Source organism: Micromonospora siamensis, assembly GCF_900090305.1.
Taxonomy (GTDB): Bacteria; Actinomycetota; Actinomycetes; order Mycobacteriales; family Micromonosporaceae; genus Micromonospora; species Micromonospora siamensis.
Window position 1 is genome coordinate 4,790,606 of record NZ_LT607751.1, and the last position, 13,254, is coordinate 4,803,859.

Consider the following 13,254-nt stretch of genomic DNA (forward strand, 5'->3'; position numbering starts at 1 on the left):
GCGTCAGTTGGCGGTGGCCGGAGGCATCGCGTCCTCCGGGACGTACGTCCCGAGCGGCATGGTGATCACCGACTCCGGCGCCGGGGCGTCGGCGTACGGGGCCGGCGAGTCGGCGACGGCGAACTGGGTGCGGTACAGCTCGGCGTAGAGCCCGCCGACCGCGACCAGTTCCTCGTGCCGGCCCCGCTCGACGATCCGCCCGTCGTCGAGGACCAGGATCTGGTCGGCGTCCCGGACGGTGGAGAGCCGGTGCGCGATCACCAGGGCGGTACGCCCGGTCAGCGCCACCGACAGGGCCCGCTGGACCGCCGCCTCGCTCTCCGAATCCAGGTGGGCGGTCGCCTCGTCCAGGATCACGATGGACGGGGCCTTGAGCAGCAGCCGGGCGATGGCGATGCGTTGCTTCTCGCCGCCGGAGAAGCGGTAGCCGCGCTCGCCGACGGTGGTGTCCAGCCCGTCGGGCAGGGAGCGGACCAGGTCGGCCACCTGGGCGCCGGCGAGGGCCGCCCAGATCTCGTCGTCGGTGGCACCGGGCTTCGCGTAGCGCAGGTTCTCCCGGATGGTCTCGTGGAACAGGTGCGAGTCCTGGGTGACCACGCCGATCTCGTCACGCAGCGAGGCGAGGGTGGCGTCCCGGACGTCGACCCCGCCGACCAGCACCTGGCCGTCGCTGACGTCGTAGATCCGGGAGATCAGCATGGACAGGGTGGACTTGCCGGCGCCGGAGGGGCCGACCAGGGCGACCATCTGCCCGGGCTCGACGGCGAACGAGACGCCCTTGAGCACCGGCTCGTTGATGGTGCGGTCGAGGGTGGCGACCTCCTCCAGGGAGGCCAGCGACACCTCGGCGGCGCTGGGGTAGCGGAACCGGACGTCGCGGAACTCGACCCGGCCGTTGCCGCGCGGGACCGCGACCGCGCCTGGCTTCTCCTCGATGCCGGGGCGCAGGTCGAGCACCTCGAAGACCCGGTCGAAGGAGACCAGCGCGCTCATCACGTCGACCCGGACGTTGGAGAGCGCGGTGAGCGGGCCGTAGAGGCGGGTGAGCAGCAGCGCCAGGGTGACCACGGTGCCGGCGCTGACGGCGCCGGTGACGGCGAGCCAGCCGCCCAGGCCGTAGGTCAGCGCCTGGGCCAGCGAGGCGACCAGCAGCATGGCCACGAAGAACGTGCGGGAGTACATCGCGGACTGGATGCCGATGTCGCGCACCCGCTCGGCCCGGCCGGCGAACCGCTGCGCCTCCACCTCGGGCGAGCCGAAGAGCTTGACCAGCAACGCTCCGGCCACCCCGAAGCGCTCGGTCATCGTGGCGTTCATCTTCGCGTCGAGGTTGTACGACTCGCGGGTGATCTCGGCCAGCCGCTTGCCGACCCGCCGGGCCGGAATGATGAAGACCGGCAGCAGCACCAGTGACAGCGTGGTGATCTGCCAGGAGAGGGTGAACATCACCCCGGCGGTGAGGACCAGCTGGATGACGTTGCTGACCACCCCGGACAGGGTGGAGGTGAACGCCCGCTGGGCGCCCATCACGTCGTTGTTGAGCCGGCTGACCAGGGCGCCGGTCTGGGTCCGGGTGAAGAACTGCAGCGGCATGCGCTGGACGTGGTCGTAGACCCGGGTGCGCAGGTCGAGGATGATCCCCTCGCCGATCCGGGCCGAATACCACCGCTGGGCCAGCGAGAAGAGGGCGTCGACCACCGCCAGCGCGCCGATGATCAGCGCGAGTCGGACCACCACGGCGCCTGCCTCGCTGCCGCCGCGATTGATCGCGTTGATCACGTCACCGGCGAGGACCGGGGTGGCGACCCCGATGATGGCGGCGAAGACGACGGTTACCAGGAAGACCACGATGTCCCGGCGGTAGGGCCGGGCGAACGCGACGATCCGCTTGGCGGTGCCGCGCTTGAGCTGGTGGGCGCTGACCTCGTCCTGGCTGCGCATCGACCGGAGCATGCTCCAGCCGGCCATGCCGCCGCCGTGCATCGGGCTGGACAACTGGTCACCTCCGGGTCGTGGGCGGACTGGGCCGCCGGGTCGATTCTCCCGACCCCCTACGACAACCTCGCGAGTAACCCGGATCTTCCCGAACGGTCCTTACGACTATTCTCCGCGCCCGGCCAGGTCGCGCAGCCGGCGGGTCTGTGCCTCCCGCTCGGCCCGCTGCTGCTCGGCGTGCGAGCGGCCGCCGGCGCCGGCGAGCAGGGCCTTGATCTCGACGACCGCGTCCCGGTTGCCGGCGAGCAGGCCCGCGGTGAGGTCGCGGACCGCCGCGTCGAGGTCGGCGTTCGGCACCACCAGGTTGGCCAGGCCGATCCGGTCGGCCTCGGCGGCGTCCATCCGGCGGCCGGTGGCGCAGATCTCCAGCGCCCGGGCGTAGCCGACCAGCTCCGCCAGGCGCTTCGTGCCGGCCAGGTCGGGAACCAGGCCGAGGGTCACCTCCGCCATGGAGAGCCGGGCGTCCTCGGCGAGCACCCGCAGGTCACAGGCGAGGGCCAACTGGAAGCCGGCCCCGATGGCGTGGCCCTGCACGGCGGCCACCGAGATCACGTCGGGGCGGTGCAGCCAGGTGAAGCCGGCCTGGAACTCGGCGATCCGGTCCGCGCACTCCTGCTCGGGCAGGGTGGCGAGCTCGGCGAAGGAGCCCGGGCCGGAGGCGCCGGCCACCGAAAGGTCGAGGCCGGCGGAGAACGCCCGCCCCTCGCCGCGTACGACGACGACGCGGACGTCGCCCGGCAGGTCCCGGGAGAAGTCGCTCATCGCGCGCCACATCGCCGGGGTCTGGGCGTTGAGCACGTCGGGCCGGCACAACGTGACCGTCGCGACCGGCCCGTCGCAGTCGAGGCGCACCCCGGTCGTCTCGGCGGTCACCGGACCGCCCGGGGCGCGGCGCTGATGGACGACGCTTGCGGGCGGGTCACGCCTTCTTGCGGCGCCGGGCGCCGCCGCGCTGCCGCAGCTGCACCCCGGACTCGGTGAGCACCCGGTGGATGAACCCGTAGGAACGGCCGGTCGAGGCCGCCAGCGAACGGATGCTCTCCCCCGCGGTGTACCGCTTTACCAGGTCCTTGGCGAGCGTCTGACGCTCGGCTCCGACGATCCGGCGACCCTTCTCAGTGCTGGTGGCTGTGCCAGTGGAGGCCATGCTGATTCCTCACGTCGCAGACTGTGCGGTTCGGATACGGTCCCACCTATTAGACCGCCTCGAACGATCATGCGCCAGATATCAACTCTTCGCCAACCGACACGCTACGCGATGTCGTGTTCCCGATAGAGTGATGCTGCCGACCCGGCCACCGTGCCAGGGACCGGCCGGCACCTCGGCGGGCGGGACGCCCACCGGACCCGTAGCCTGCCTGGCGTGACGGGCCTGCTGGGGAGCGCGGGCGGCGCGGCGCTGGTCTTCGCCGCGACGAACCTGGACGACATCGTGGTGCTCACGGTGCTCTTCGTGGCGGCCCGCGGCACCGGCCGCCCCCGACCCTGGCACATCGTCGCCGGGCAGTACCTCGGCATCGGCGCCCTGGTCGCCACCAGCGTGGTGGTCGCCGCGGGGCTGCTGGTGGTCCCGGACCCGTGGACCGGCCTGCTCGGACTGCTGCCGATCGCCCTCGGCGTACGCGCGCTGCTCGCCCGCCGCGACGACGACGGCCCGCCGGCGGTGGTCGGCAGCCTGCTCGGGGTGGCGGGGGTGACCATCGCCAACGGCGCCGACAACATCGCCGTCTACGTGCCGGTGTTCCGCTCCCTGCGGCCGGCGACCGGGCTGGTGTTCCTGCTGGTCTTCGTCGCCCTGGTCGCCGTCTGGTGCGCCGTCGCCGCGCTGCTCGGCGGCCATCGCCGGGTGGTACGCCCGGTCGGCCGCGCCGGCCACTGGCTGGTCCCGGCCATCTTCGTCGCCATCGGTGCGACCATCCTGGTCAGCTCCGGCGTCCTGCCCCGGCTGGCCGCCCTGCTCGGCTGAGACGATCCAGCCCGGCCGAGTCGAGCCAGCCGGGCCGGGCCGGGTGAGCCAGCCCGGCCGAGTCGAGCCGGCTCGGCCGGGGTGGGTCAGGCCAGCTCGACCAGCTCGAGCAGATCGTCGCTCCAGGCGTCCTCGTCGCCGTCGGGGAGCAGGATCGCCCGGTCCGGCTTGAGCGCCAGCACGGCGCCCGGGTCGTGGGTGACCAGCACGATCGCCCCCGGATAGCGGGCGATCGCGTCGAGCACCTGCTCCCGGCTGACCGGGTCGAGGTTGTTCGTCGGCTCGTCGAGCAGCAGCACGTTGGCGCCGGAGCAGACCAGGGTGGCCAGGGCCAGCCGGGTCTTCTCGCCACCGGAGAGCACCCCAGCCGGCTTGTCCACGTCCTCGCCGGAGAACAGGAACGCGCCCAGGATCTTGCGCAGGTCGGTGTCGGTCTGGTCGCTCGCGGCACTGCGCATGTGGTCCAGGATCGTCCGGTCCACGTCGAGGGTCTCGTGCTCCTGGGCGTAGTAGCCCAGGCGCAGGCCGTGGCCCGGGTGCACCTCGCCGGTGTCCGGCTGGAGCAGGCCGCCGAGCATCCGCAGCAGGGTGGTCTTGCCGGCGCCGTTGAGGCCGAGGATGGCCACCCGGGAGCCGCGGTCCACCGCCACGTTCACGTCGGTGAAGATCTCCAGCGACCCGTACGACTTGGACAGGCCGGTCGCGGTCAGCGGGGTCTTACCGCACGGGGCGGGGGTGGGGAACCGCACCTTCGCCACCTTGTCGGCGTGGCGGACCTCCTCCAGGCCGGAGATCAGCTTCTCGGCGCGGCGGGCCATGTTCTGCGCGGCGACGGTCTTGGTGGCCTTGGCACGCATCTTGTCGGCCTGGGCCATCAGCGCGCCGGCCTTCTTCTCGGCGTTGGCCCGCTCCCGGCGGCGGCGGCGCTCGTCGGTCTCCCGCGCCTCCAGGTACGCCTTCCAGCCCAGGTTGTAGACGTCGACCACCGAGCGGGTGGCGTCCAGGAACCAGACCTTGTTGACCACCGACTCCAGCAGCGAGCCGTCGTGGGAGATCACGATCAGGCCGCCCTTGTGGTTGGCCAGGAAGCCGCGCAGCCAGGTGATCGAGTCGGCGTCGAGGTGGTTGGTGGGCTCGTCGAGCAGCAGGATGCCGCCGCCGTTCTCACCGGCGTCGCGGAACAGGATCCGGGCCAGTTCGATGCGGCGGCGCTGGCCGCCGGAGAGGGTGCCGATGGTCTGCGCGAGGGCCCGGTCGGGCAGGCCGAGGTTGGAGCAGATCCGGGCCGCCTCGGCCTCGGCGGCGTACCCGCCGAGCGCGGCGAACTGGTCCTCCAGCGCGCCGTAGCGGCGGACCAGCTTCTCGTCGGCGTCCTCGGCGAGCTTCTGCTCCAGCTCCTTCATCTGCGACATCAGCACGTCCAGGCCCCGGGCCGAGAGCACCCGGTCGCGGCCGGTGACCTCCAGGTCGCCGGTACGCGGGTCCTGCGGCAGGTAGCCGATCGCGCTGCGCCGGTCGATCTGCCCGGCGTACGGCTGGCCCTCGCCGGCCAGCACCTTGAGGGTGGTGGTCTTGCCGGCGCCGTTGCGGCCGACCAGGCCGATCCGATCGCCGGGCTGCACCCGCAGGGTGGTGTCGGACAGCAGGATCCGGGAACCGGCGCGCAGCTCCAGGCCGGTGGCAGTGATCATTTCGGAGAACTCGCTCTCGGGGTCCGGAAGGGCTGACTCAGGGCACGCGAAAGCGCCGGCGGGAGCGGAGCCCGTCGGCGCGGGGCGGTTCAGCCTTCGCAGAGCAGCACCCGCCAAGTGTACCGGGCGACGCGGAGCGCCCCGCCCGGATTACCGGACAAGATCATCGGGTACCGGAACAGCCGTCCGGACCCGGTCCGGCGCTGACGGTGCACCACAGGACATTTCACGCGATCGAGGTCACGATGGAGCTGAACGACCGAGCGGAATTGGACACCTCCCAGGTCAACGACCTGGGCGGCAGTGGCGGAGGTGGCCGGGGCGGGGGCTTCCCGATCCCGATCCCGGGCGGCGGTGGTGGCCGGGGAGGGATCGTCGGCATCATCATCGCGGTGCTGGTTGCCCTCGTCGGTGGCGGTTTCGGGCTGAACGCCGCCACCAACGACGGCGGCGGCGACCCGGGCGGTGAGGACCTGAACGCGTCCTGCTCGCGCGACAACCCGCAGCGCTTCGAGAACGTCAAGTGCCGCAACCTGCTGTACGTCAACAGCATCCAGTCGTACTGGAAGCAGGAGTACCCCAAGATCGCCAGCGGCGAGTACCAGCCGACCGACACCAACTACTTCTCCGGTGCGGTCAACACCGGCTGCGGTCAGGCCGACTCGGGCGTCGGCCCGTTCTACTGCCCCGCCGACAAGCAGGTCTACATCGACCTGAGCTTCTACAACGAGCTGGCCTCCCGGTTCGGCGCCGACGGCGAGTTCGCCGCGCCCTACGTGCTGGCCCACGAGTACGGCCACCACGTCCAGGACCTGCTCGGCACCAACGCCAAGGCCGGACAGGGCCAGCAGAGCGGTCCGGAGTCCGCCTCGGTGCGCCTGGAGCTGCAGGCCGACTGCTACGCCGGCACCTGGGCGAAGCACGCCACCGAGAGCCGGGACAAGACCGGGCAGGAGCCGCTGTTCAAGTCGATCACCGAGACCGACATCAGCCAGGCGGTCGAGACCGCCGAAGCGATCGGCGACGACACCATCCAGAAGAAGTCCGGCGGCCAGGTCAACCCGGACCAGTTCACCCACGGCACCTCGGCACAGCGCAAGCAGTGGTTCACCAAGGGTTACTCGACCGGTGACCCGAAGCAGTGTGACACCTTCTCCGGCTCGCTGTGAGAACCGGCCGGTCCGGGCCCTCGGCCCGGACCGGTCACAGGCCGTGCAGCAGCTGCTCGACCGGGGCGTAGTCGTCGGTGAGCGGTCGCGCCCCGCGGGCCCAACCGGCCGCGTCGAGCACGCGGGCGTCCCGCTCACCGTGCGCGTCCAGCGCCGCCCGCAGGTCCACCCGGTCGACCGGACCGTCGGTGGCGACCAGGACGAAGTTGCCCGCGGCCCGGCCGTCCAGGGCCGTCGGCAGCGCCACCACCAGGACCGTGCCGAAGACCGACAGCAGGGTCGCGGCCTCCGCCCGGACCAGCCGCCGGGCGGGCCGGTCGATGATGTTCAGTGCATACGTGCCACCGGGCCGGAGGACCCGGTGGACGTCGCCGACGAACTCGCGGGTGGTGAGGTGCCAGGGCACGGCGAGGGTGCCGAACGCGTCGCCCACGACCACGTCGACCGAGCCGCTCGCCGCCCGCCGCACCTCGACCCGACCATCGCCGGCCCGCACCCGTACGCCCGGCACGGCCGGCAGCTCCTGGCGGACCAGCCGGATCAGCCGCTCGTCCACCTCCACCACCTGCTGCCGTGACCCGGCCCGGTCGGCGGCCACGTAGCGGGGCATCGTCAGCGCCGCACCCCCGACGTGCAGGACGTCCAGCGGCCGGCCGGCCGGCGCGCGACTGTCGAGCACCGCTGCCAGGTAGCGCGTGTAGCGGAAGTCGAGGTACCGCGGATCGGTGACGTCCACGTAGGAATGCGCCTGGGCGTTGAGCTCCAGCAGTCGACCACCGGGGCGGGACGCGTCGCGCAGCAGGGCCGCGCACTGGTAGGCGGTCTCGGTGCGGCACGGCACCGGCGCGTTCCGGGCGACCCACCCGGAGCCGATCATGACCAGCAGCACCGCGAGGAGCAGGCCGTTGCCCCGGCGCGCTGCTGCGCCGACCGCGCCCGTGAGGACACCGGCGATGGTGAGCAGGCCTGCCAGGGCCCACACGATCGTGGTGCTCGGCAGCGCGGCGACCAGCACGAACCCCGTCCCGACACTGGCCGTGATGGCGCCGAGCGTGCCCAGGCCGGAGAGGCGGCCGACCACGCCGCCGGTGCTGGAGAGGTCGGCCAGGCGCAGCTTGACCAGCAGCGGGCTCACCGCCGCGAGTAGCGTCGCGGGCGCGAAGAGGGTGAGCGTGGCCAGCAGCAGCACCCCGCCAGGTCCGGTGCCGCGCAACCACTCCCCCGACCAGCGCACCACGGGCACGGTGAGCGCGGACGCGGCGGCCGCCAGCAGCAGCAGCGGCGCGATCAGCCGCCGCGGCGCGAACCGGTCGGCCAGCCAGCCTCCGCCCCAGGCTCCCGCGGCAATCGCCAGCAACGCGACCGAGATGACCGCGGTCGAGGTCTGCAGGGTCACCCCGACGTACGGGGCGACGAGCCGCATTCCGATGATCTCCAGCACCAGCACCGCGCCGCCGGTAAGGAACGCCAGCGCCCCGGCCGGCACCGCCCCCAGTCCGGGCTCGGACGGTGCGGGTGACGGCGCGTACGCCGGCGGCTCGACCGTCCGGCTCGCTGATTGCGCCATGCTCTCGCCTTCCCCGACATCGAGCGCGGGCGCGGCCGGTCACCCGGCCACGCCCGCGCGGATCCGATCAGTCCGTCCGACCGGCGTCCCGGCTCGGACGGACGGTCACCGCGTCAGCGGCAGTCGACGCCCTTGGTCTGCCACGGCTTGTACCAGACGCACTTCGGCCGCCGGTCTTGGATCTGCGACGTGTCGATGTGGGCGTTCGGGTTGAGCTCCAGGGCCATCGCGACCCCGCCACCCATGGTGAGGATGCCGGCCGACAGCACAAGGACGGCAGCACCCCGCTTCATGACATTCATGAGATTTCCTCCCCTGTGAATGAACGACGACCCGGGTCACAGTGCGCACCTGAATCCGGGCCGGGAGCAACGTAACAAGGGACGACAATCCACGTGGGACGGTTTTCGGTGGGATGGGTCACTCCGCCGGTCGGGGCTAGCGACTGAGGATCCGCTCGGCCCGACGGCCGCCCGGGGCGCGAGCCGACGGTCGGCAGGCACAACGTCCGCCGCCCGTCGGTCGCCGCCGCAGACCGGCGCGGCGAAGCGCTGCTCGGACCAACCACCGGCCGCCGTCCGGACCCGAGGATCAGCCCAACAGGGTCATCTGGGCGGGGGTCGACCGCTGAGCCGTGGTGCCGTCGCCCAGTTGCCCACCGCTGTTGTCGCCCCAGCACCACAGACCGCCGTCGGCGCGGATCGCGCAGCTGTGCTCGGCGGCGGCCGGGCCGCCGGTCCAGTCGGTGGCGGTACCGACCCGGGTGGGCGCGTTCCGGTGGGAGGTGGTGCCGTCGCCCACCTGCCCCGCACTGTTCTTGCCCCAGCACCACAGGCTGCCGTCGGTGCGGAGCGCGCACGACGTGTCGCCGCTCCCACCGACCCGGCTCCAGGTGGTGGCCGTGTCGACCTGCACCGGCGCGGTCTGGTAGTTGCCGCTCACCCCCAACTGCCCGTACCCGTTCTCACCCCAGCACCACAGCGTGCCGGAGCGGACGCCGCAGGTGTGGGCGTACCCGGCGGTCACGCCGGTCCAGGTGGCGGCGGTGCCGACCTGCGCCGGCGTCGTCTGGGAGCCCAGGGTGCCGAGACCGAGCTGCCCGTCCGAGCTGTAACCCCAGCACCAGAGCGTCCCGTCCGTGCGGACACCGCAGGTGTGCGCGAAGCCGGTCGTGACGCTCGCCCAGTTGGTCGCCGTGCCGACCTGCAACGGGGTGGTCGCGACGTAGGGTGAGACGCCGACGCCCAGCTGGGCGGTCCGGTTGAAGCCCCAGCACCAGAGGGTGCCGTCGGTGCGCACCGCGCAGGTGTGCTCGTAGCCGGCGCTGACCCGGGACCAGGTCGTGGCGGTGCCGACCTGCGTCGGGGCGGGCCGCCGCGTGGTGGTCCCGTCACCGAGCTGACCACGGCTGTTGGCGCCCCAGCACCACAGGGTCCCGTCGGTCCGCACCGCACAGGTGTGGCTCGCGCCCGCGTCGACCGCGGCCCAGCCGGCGGTACCGACCTGCGCCGGCGTGCTCCGGTTCGTGGTGGTCCCGTCCCCGAGCTGGCCGCTGTAGTTCCCGCCCCAGCACCACAGTCCCCCGTCGGCGCGGATCGCGCAGGTGTGCGCGCCCCCCGTGGTGACGGCGGAGACCGCGGGGGCGACACTCGCGGCCGCCGTGCCGGCCGTCAGCGCGGCGACGAGCGCGACGCTGCCGATGGTCGCCGCCGCCGCGGCGACGAGGAGCCGGGTCGCCCGGCGCCACCGGGCGCGCAGCCGGCCGTCCTGATATCCGTCCATGTAGTTGCTTCTCCCAACGATGTCGGTGCCTGGAACATGGAAACGGAAGCTGCCCTGGCGGGCCGCCCGGAGACCCACCACTTCGTGGCACCGACCTTATGCATCGGCTCGGCTCGATGCACTACCGGCGGACGGGATTGACCGGCTTGAGGCAATCTTTGCCGTTCAGCGGACCAGAATGTGGACCGCCCGGGCGGCGGGGACGGCGGCCACCAGCACCGCGTGCCGGGGCTCCGGCACGTCGAGGAGACGGCCGGCGCGCAGCTGCGCCAGCGGAGCCAGCCGCCGGTCGGCCAGCACCGTCTCCACCGCCCGCCGGTCACCGCCGCAGACCAGGGCCGCCAGGGTCGACACCTCCGGCAGCAGCAGGCGTACGGCCAGCTCCGCCGCGTCGCCCAGCGCCGCCTTCGCCTGGTTGTCGCGCCGCCGGGCGAAGCGCTGCTGGGACCAGCCGCCCGCCGCGGTCCGGCCCTGCACGTAGCGGGTGTCCACCTTGGAGATCACCAGGTCGGTGCCCTCGGCCACGCCGACCGCCACCGCGCCCTTGCGGGCCAGCAGCAGACCGAGCCGACGCGGGGCCTCGGCGGCGGCCACGAATCCGGGTACGTCGACGGTGGCCGGGACGCCCGGTGGCGTGTGCAGCTCGGCGGTCGCGCCGTCCGGGGCGGCGAGCAGCAGGCCGTACTCCTGGACGGTGGTGGTGGGCGGGCCGTGCCGGTCGGCGAAGCCCGCCACCCAGCGGGTCACCCGGGCCGGGTCGACCTCGACCCATCGTCCTCCGCCGGCCGCCGGTCTGGCACCCACCGCCCCACCTCGTTCGTCTCGACGTCTCATCATGGACCGGACCGCTGCGGCCACCCGGTGTCCCGTGAGGAGCGCTGTGATCAGGTTGGAGACCACCCTAGCGATCGGCGCGATGCTGCTCCTGCTGCTGGTCAGCGGCGTGTGGCTGCGCGCCGTCCTCGCCTTCGGCACCCGCTGGCTCGCCGGCCGGCTGCCGATCGAGGCGCCGAGAGGGGCATACCGGCTGCTGCCCGGGCCGGCGGCCCTGCTGCGCCGCCAGGCACGGCGGACGGTCCGGGCCGGCGGCGCGGTCGGGCTCGCGGTCGCCGCCGCCCTGCTGCCGGCGTTCATCATCCTGTCCACGCTGCCCGACTGGCCGGGGCCGGCGCGGGCTGCCGCGGTGACCGTGCTGGCGGCGAGCGTGACGGCGAGTGCCGTGCTGCCCGGCCGGCTGCTCCGGGAGGCCCGCCGGATCGAGGTGGAGCTGGCCGAGGTGGGCGCGCCGCCGGCCCGCGCGGGCAGCGCCTGGCTCGGCTTCCAGCTGCTGCGCTGGAACTGGTCCCGGACCTACGTTCGGATCTGCTCCGGCGGCGTGATCACGATCGTCGGGATGACCCTGCTGCCCCGGGTGACCGACAGCTCCGAGGCGGGCGACGATGCCCGACTGCTGGGCCTGTTCGTCGGCACGGTGGCCACCGTGCTCTACGCCGCGCTGCTCACCTGGTGGGTGGACTACCAGGACCCCGAGGCGGCGCTGCTGGCCGTCGGTCGCCTGCTGCGCGACCCGCGTCCCGGGCCGCCGCGACTGACCGGGGCACTGGCACCCCCTCCCCCGGCGATCCGGGCCGACCCGGTGGAACTCGGCAGGTTCGCCACCGCGTTGGGCCGCTGCGTCGCCCGTACCGCCCGGGGCCTACCGGAACCGGTCCGCACCGAGGTGCTGGCCGGGGGCGGCCGGCTGCTGGCCGACGTTGGCCGGTCCGCCCTGGTCGGCCACGCCGCCGTCCGCGCCGCGGTCGGCGACGCGCTGGCCACCGTGCTCGTCGGTGGCGCGCCCGCGCTGGCCGCCCGGCCCGGCGAGGGCGGCGAGGTGCCGAGGCGTCGGTGGGACCGGCTGCTGAACGTCGCGACCACGATCGCCACCGTCGTCGCCACCGGCGCCGGAGTGTACGGCCTGTTCCGCCCACCGAGGTGACGGCGACCGGGCCGGTGCGGCCACCGCTGCCGGCGCGCCCCAAGCCGACCGGCACGGCGGCGGCGGACCGGGCCGGTGCGGTGGTCAGGGCCGGTGCGGTGGTCAGGGCCGGTGCGGTGGTCAGGGCCGGTGCGGTGGTCAGGGCAGCAGCACGGCCACGGCCAGGGCGGCGATCAGCGCGCTGGACACCGCCGCGGTGACCAGCCGGCCCCGGGGTCCGGCCAGCGCCCGGCCGACCAGCGTCCCGCCGCCGGCGATCGTCAACTGCCAGCTCGCCGACGCGACGAAGGCCCCCACCACGAACAGGGCCCCGGCCGCCGGGTCGAGGGACGCCGCGTCCCGGCGGCTCAGCACGAGGGCGGCGAAGTAGACGACGGTGGTCGGGTTGAGCAGGGTCAGCGCGAGCAGGCCCAGGTAGGCCCGGCGCGGTGTGCCCAGCCCGTCGCCCGCCGCCCTCCCCGGCGGCCTGGTGCCGCCCTGGTGGCCGTGGTCGGCGTGACGGTCGGCCCGCCCAGGGTCGTGGTCGGCCCGCCCAGGGTCGTGGTCGGCCCGCCCGGTGCCACGGCGACCGCGCCACGCCCGCCACAGGCCGTGTGCGGCGAGGCCGAGCAGCACCACGGCGGCGGCCACCCGCAGCGGGCCGGCCACCGGGGTCACCAGTGCGGCCAGACCGGCGCCGCCCACGACGGCCACCGCCGCGTACAGACCGTCGGCGGTCGCCACCGCGAGGGCGGCGGCGGCACCGACCCGGAAGGAGGTCCGGGCGGCCAGCCCGAGGATCAGCACCGCGATCGCGCCCACCGGGATCGCCACTCCGTAGCCGGCCAGCAGACCGGCGACGAACGCGGTCAGCACGGTGGTCGGCGGGTCGAGGCGCGACGCGGCGAGGTGCGCTGTCGATGCGCGGCAACGGCCGCGCGGACAGGGACCTGCCGGGAGTACGCCTCGATCACCCGCCCATCCTGCGTCCCCCTCCCCCGGCCACGCGACCCGATTTCCCGCCGCCGCCCCCGCGGAAAGGTCGCGCTCGATCCTGGAAGTAGTGGCATCCGGCGCGTGGCGAAGCCACTCTCTCCTGGATCGAGCGCGATCTTGGAGACCGGCCG

General features: G+C 73.6%; 12 protein-coding genes. 3 read left to right on the forward strand and 9 right to left on the reverse strand.

Going from position 1 to position 13,254, the window contains the following annotated elements; translation table 11 throughout:
- Positions 1-3 precede the first annotated feature (3 nt).
- The 3 genes from GA0074704_RS21755 to GA0074704_RS21765 all read right to left on the reverse strand — a co-directional run bounded on the left by GA0074704_RS21755 (position 4) and on the right by GA0074704_RS21765 (position 3,142).
- Positions 4-1,983 (reverse strand): ABC transporter ATP-binding protein, encoded by a 1,980-nt coding sequence (locus tag GA0074704_RS21755; RefSeq protein ID WP_088972215.1) that lies wholly within the window; start codon positions 1,981-1,983, stop codon positions 4-6.
- 117 nt (positions 1,984-2,100) lie between these two features.
- A complete protein-coding gene (locus GA0074704_RS21760; RefSeq protein ID WP_088972216.1) occupies positions 2,101-2,868 on the reverse strand; it encodes an enoyl-CoA hydratase/isomerase family protein in 768 nt (255 codons plus the stop codon).
- Positions 2,869-2,914: 46 nt separating this feature from the next.
- Positions 2,915-3,142 (reverse strand): helix-turn-helix domain-containing protein, encoded by a 228-nt coding sequence (locus tag GA0074704_RS21765; protein ID WP_088972217.1) that lies wholly within the window; start codon positions 3,140-3,142, stop codon positions 2,915-2,917.
- A 216-nt stretch (positions 3,143-3,358) separates the two neighbouring features.
- On the opposite strand from GA0074704_RS21765, the gene GA0074704_RS21770 reads away from it, so the two are divergent.
- Positions 3,359-3,961 carry a cadmium resistance transporter gene (locus GA0074704_RS21770; protein WP_231926638.1) on the forward strand — a complete coding sequence of 201 codons (603 nt, stop codon included), beginning with the start codon at positions 3,359-3,361 and terminating at the stop codon, positions 3,959-3,961.
- An 86-nt stretch (positions 3,962-4,047) separates the two neighbouring features.
- Here GA0074704_RS21770 and GA0074704_RS21775 read toward each other — a convergent pair whose 3' ends face one another.
- Positions 4,048-5,652, reverse strand: a complete 1,605-nt coding sequence (locus tag GA0074704_RS21775; RefSeq protein WP_088972218.1) for an ABC-F family ATP-binding cassette domain-containing protein — start codon at positions 5,650-5,652, stop codon at positions 4,048-4,050.
- Between the two features lie 245 nt (positions 5,653-5,897).
- Here GA0074704_RS21775 and ypfJ point away from each other — a divergent pair, with 245 nt between their 5' ends.
- On the forward strand, positions 5,898-6,821 hold the full coding sequence (ypfJ, locus tag GA0074704_RS21780) for a KPN_02809 family neutral zinc metallopeptidase (RefSeq protein ID WP_088972219.1): 924 nt from the start codon (positions 5,898-5,900) through the stop codon (positions 6,819-6,821).
- 34 nt (positions 6,822-6,855) lie between these two features.
- On the opposite strand, the gene GA0074704_RS21785 is transcribed toward ypfJ, so the two are convergent.
- The 4 genes from GA0074704_RS21785 to GA0074704_RS21795 all read right to left on the reverse strand — a co-directional run bounded on the left by GA0074704_RS21785 (position 6,856) and on the right by GA0074704_RS21795 (position 10,974).
- Positions 6,856-8,388, reverse strand: a complete 1,533-nt coding sequence (locus GA0074704_RS21785) for a fused MFS/spermidine synthase (protein WP_172880695.1) — start codon at positions 8,386-8,388, stop codon at positions 6,856-6,858.
- 113 nt (positions 8,389-8,501) lie between these two features.
- Positions 8,502-8,681 (reverse strand): hypothetical protein, encoded by a 180-nt coding sequence (locus GA0074704_RS28920; protein ID WP_157743763.1) that lies wholly within the window; start codon positions 8,679-8,681, stop codon positions 8,502-8,504.
- A 298-nt stretch (positions 8,682-8,979) separates the two neighbouring features.
- Positions 8,980-10,170 (reverse strand): RCC1 domain-containing protein, encoded by a 1,191-nt coding sequence (locus tag GA0074704_RS21790; RefSeq protein WP_088972220.1) that lies wholly within the window; start codon positions 10,168-10,170, stop codon positions 8,980-8,982.
- A gap of 165 nt (positions 10,171-10,335) precedes the next feature.
- Complete coding sequence (locus tag GA0074704_RS21795) at positions 10,336-10,974, reverse strand: acVLRF1 family peptidyl-tRNA hydrolase (protein ID WP_231926640.1); 639 nt, start codon at positions 10,972-10,974, stop codon at positions 10,336-10,338.
- A 76-nt stretch (positions 10,975-11,050) separates the two neighbouring features.
- On the opposite strand from GA0074704_RS21795, the gene GA0074704_RS21800 reads away from it, so the two are divergent.
- Positions 11,051-12,148: a hypothetical protein gene (locus GA0074704_RS21800; protein ID WP_157743764.1), complete on the forward strand. Its 1,098-nt coding sequence runs from the start codon at positions 11,051-11,053 to the stop codon at positions 12,146-12,148.
- A gap of 138 nt (positions 12,149-12,286) precedes the next feature.
- Here GA0074704_RS21800 and GA0074704_RS21805 read toward each other — a convergent pair whose 3' ends face one another.
- Entirely contained in the window at positions 12,287-13,003 is a 717-nt protein-coding gene (locus tag GA0074704_RS21805; protein ID WP_088972222.1) for a LysE family transporter, read from the reverse strand.
- Positions 13,004-13,254 lie beyond the last annotated feature (251 nt).

Coding starts and splice junctions, on each gene's coding strand:
- GA0074704_RS21755 (WP_088972215.1), bottom strand. CDS start 1,983: ATGCACGGCGGCGGCATGGCCGGCTGGAGCATGCTCCGGTCGATGCGC.
- GA0074704_RS21765 (WP_088972217.1), bottom strand. CDS start 3,142: ATGGCCTCCACTGGCACAGCCACCAGCACTGAGAAGGGTCGCCGGATC.
- GA0074704_RS21775 (WP_088972218.1), bottom strand. CDS start 5,652: ATGATCACTGCCACCGGCCTGGAGCTGCGCGCCGGTTCCCGGATCCTG.
- ypfJ (WP_088972219.1), top strand. CDS start 5,898: ATGGAGCTGAACGACCGAGCGGAATTGGACACCTCCCAGGTCAACGAC.
- GA0074704_RS21785 (WP_172880695.1), bottom strand. CDS start 8,388: ATGGCGCAATCAGCGAGCCGGACGGTCGAGCCGCCGGCGTACGCGCCG.
- GA0074704_RS28920 (WP_157743763.1), bottom strand. CDS start 8,681: ATGAAGCGGGGTGCTGCCGTCCTTGTGCTGTCGGCCGGCATCCTCACC.
- GA0074704_RS21790 (WP_088972220.1), bottom strand. CDS start 10,170: ATGGACGGATATCAGGACGGCCGGCTGCGCGCCCGGTGGCGCCGGGCG.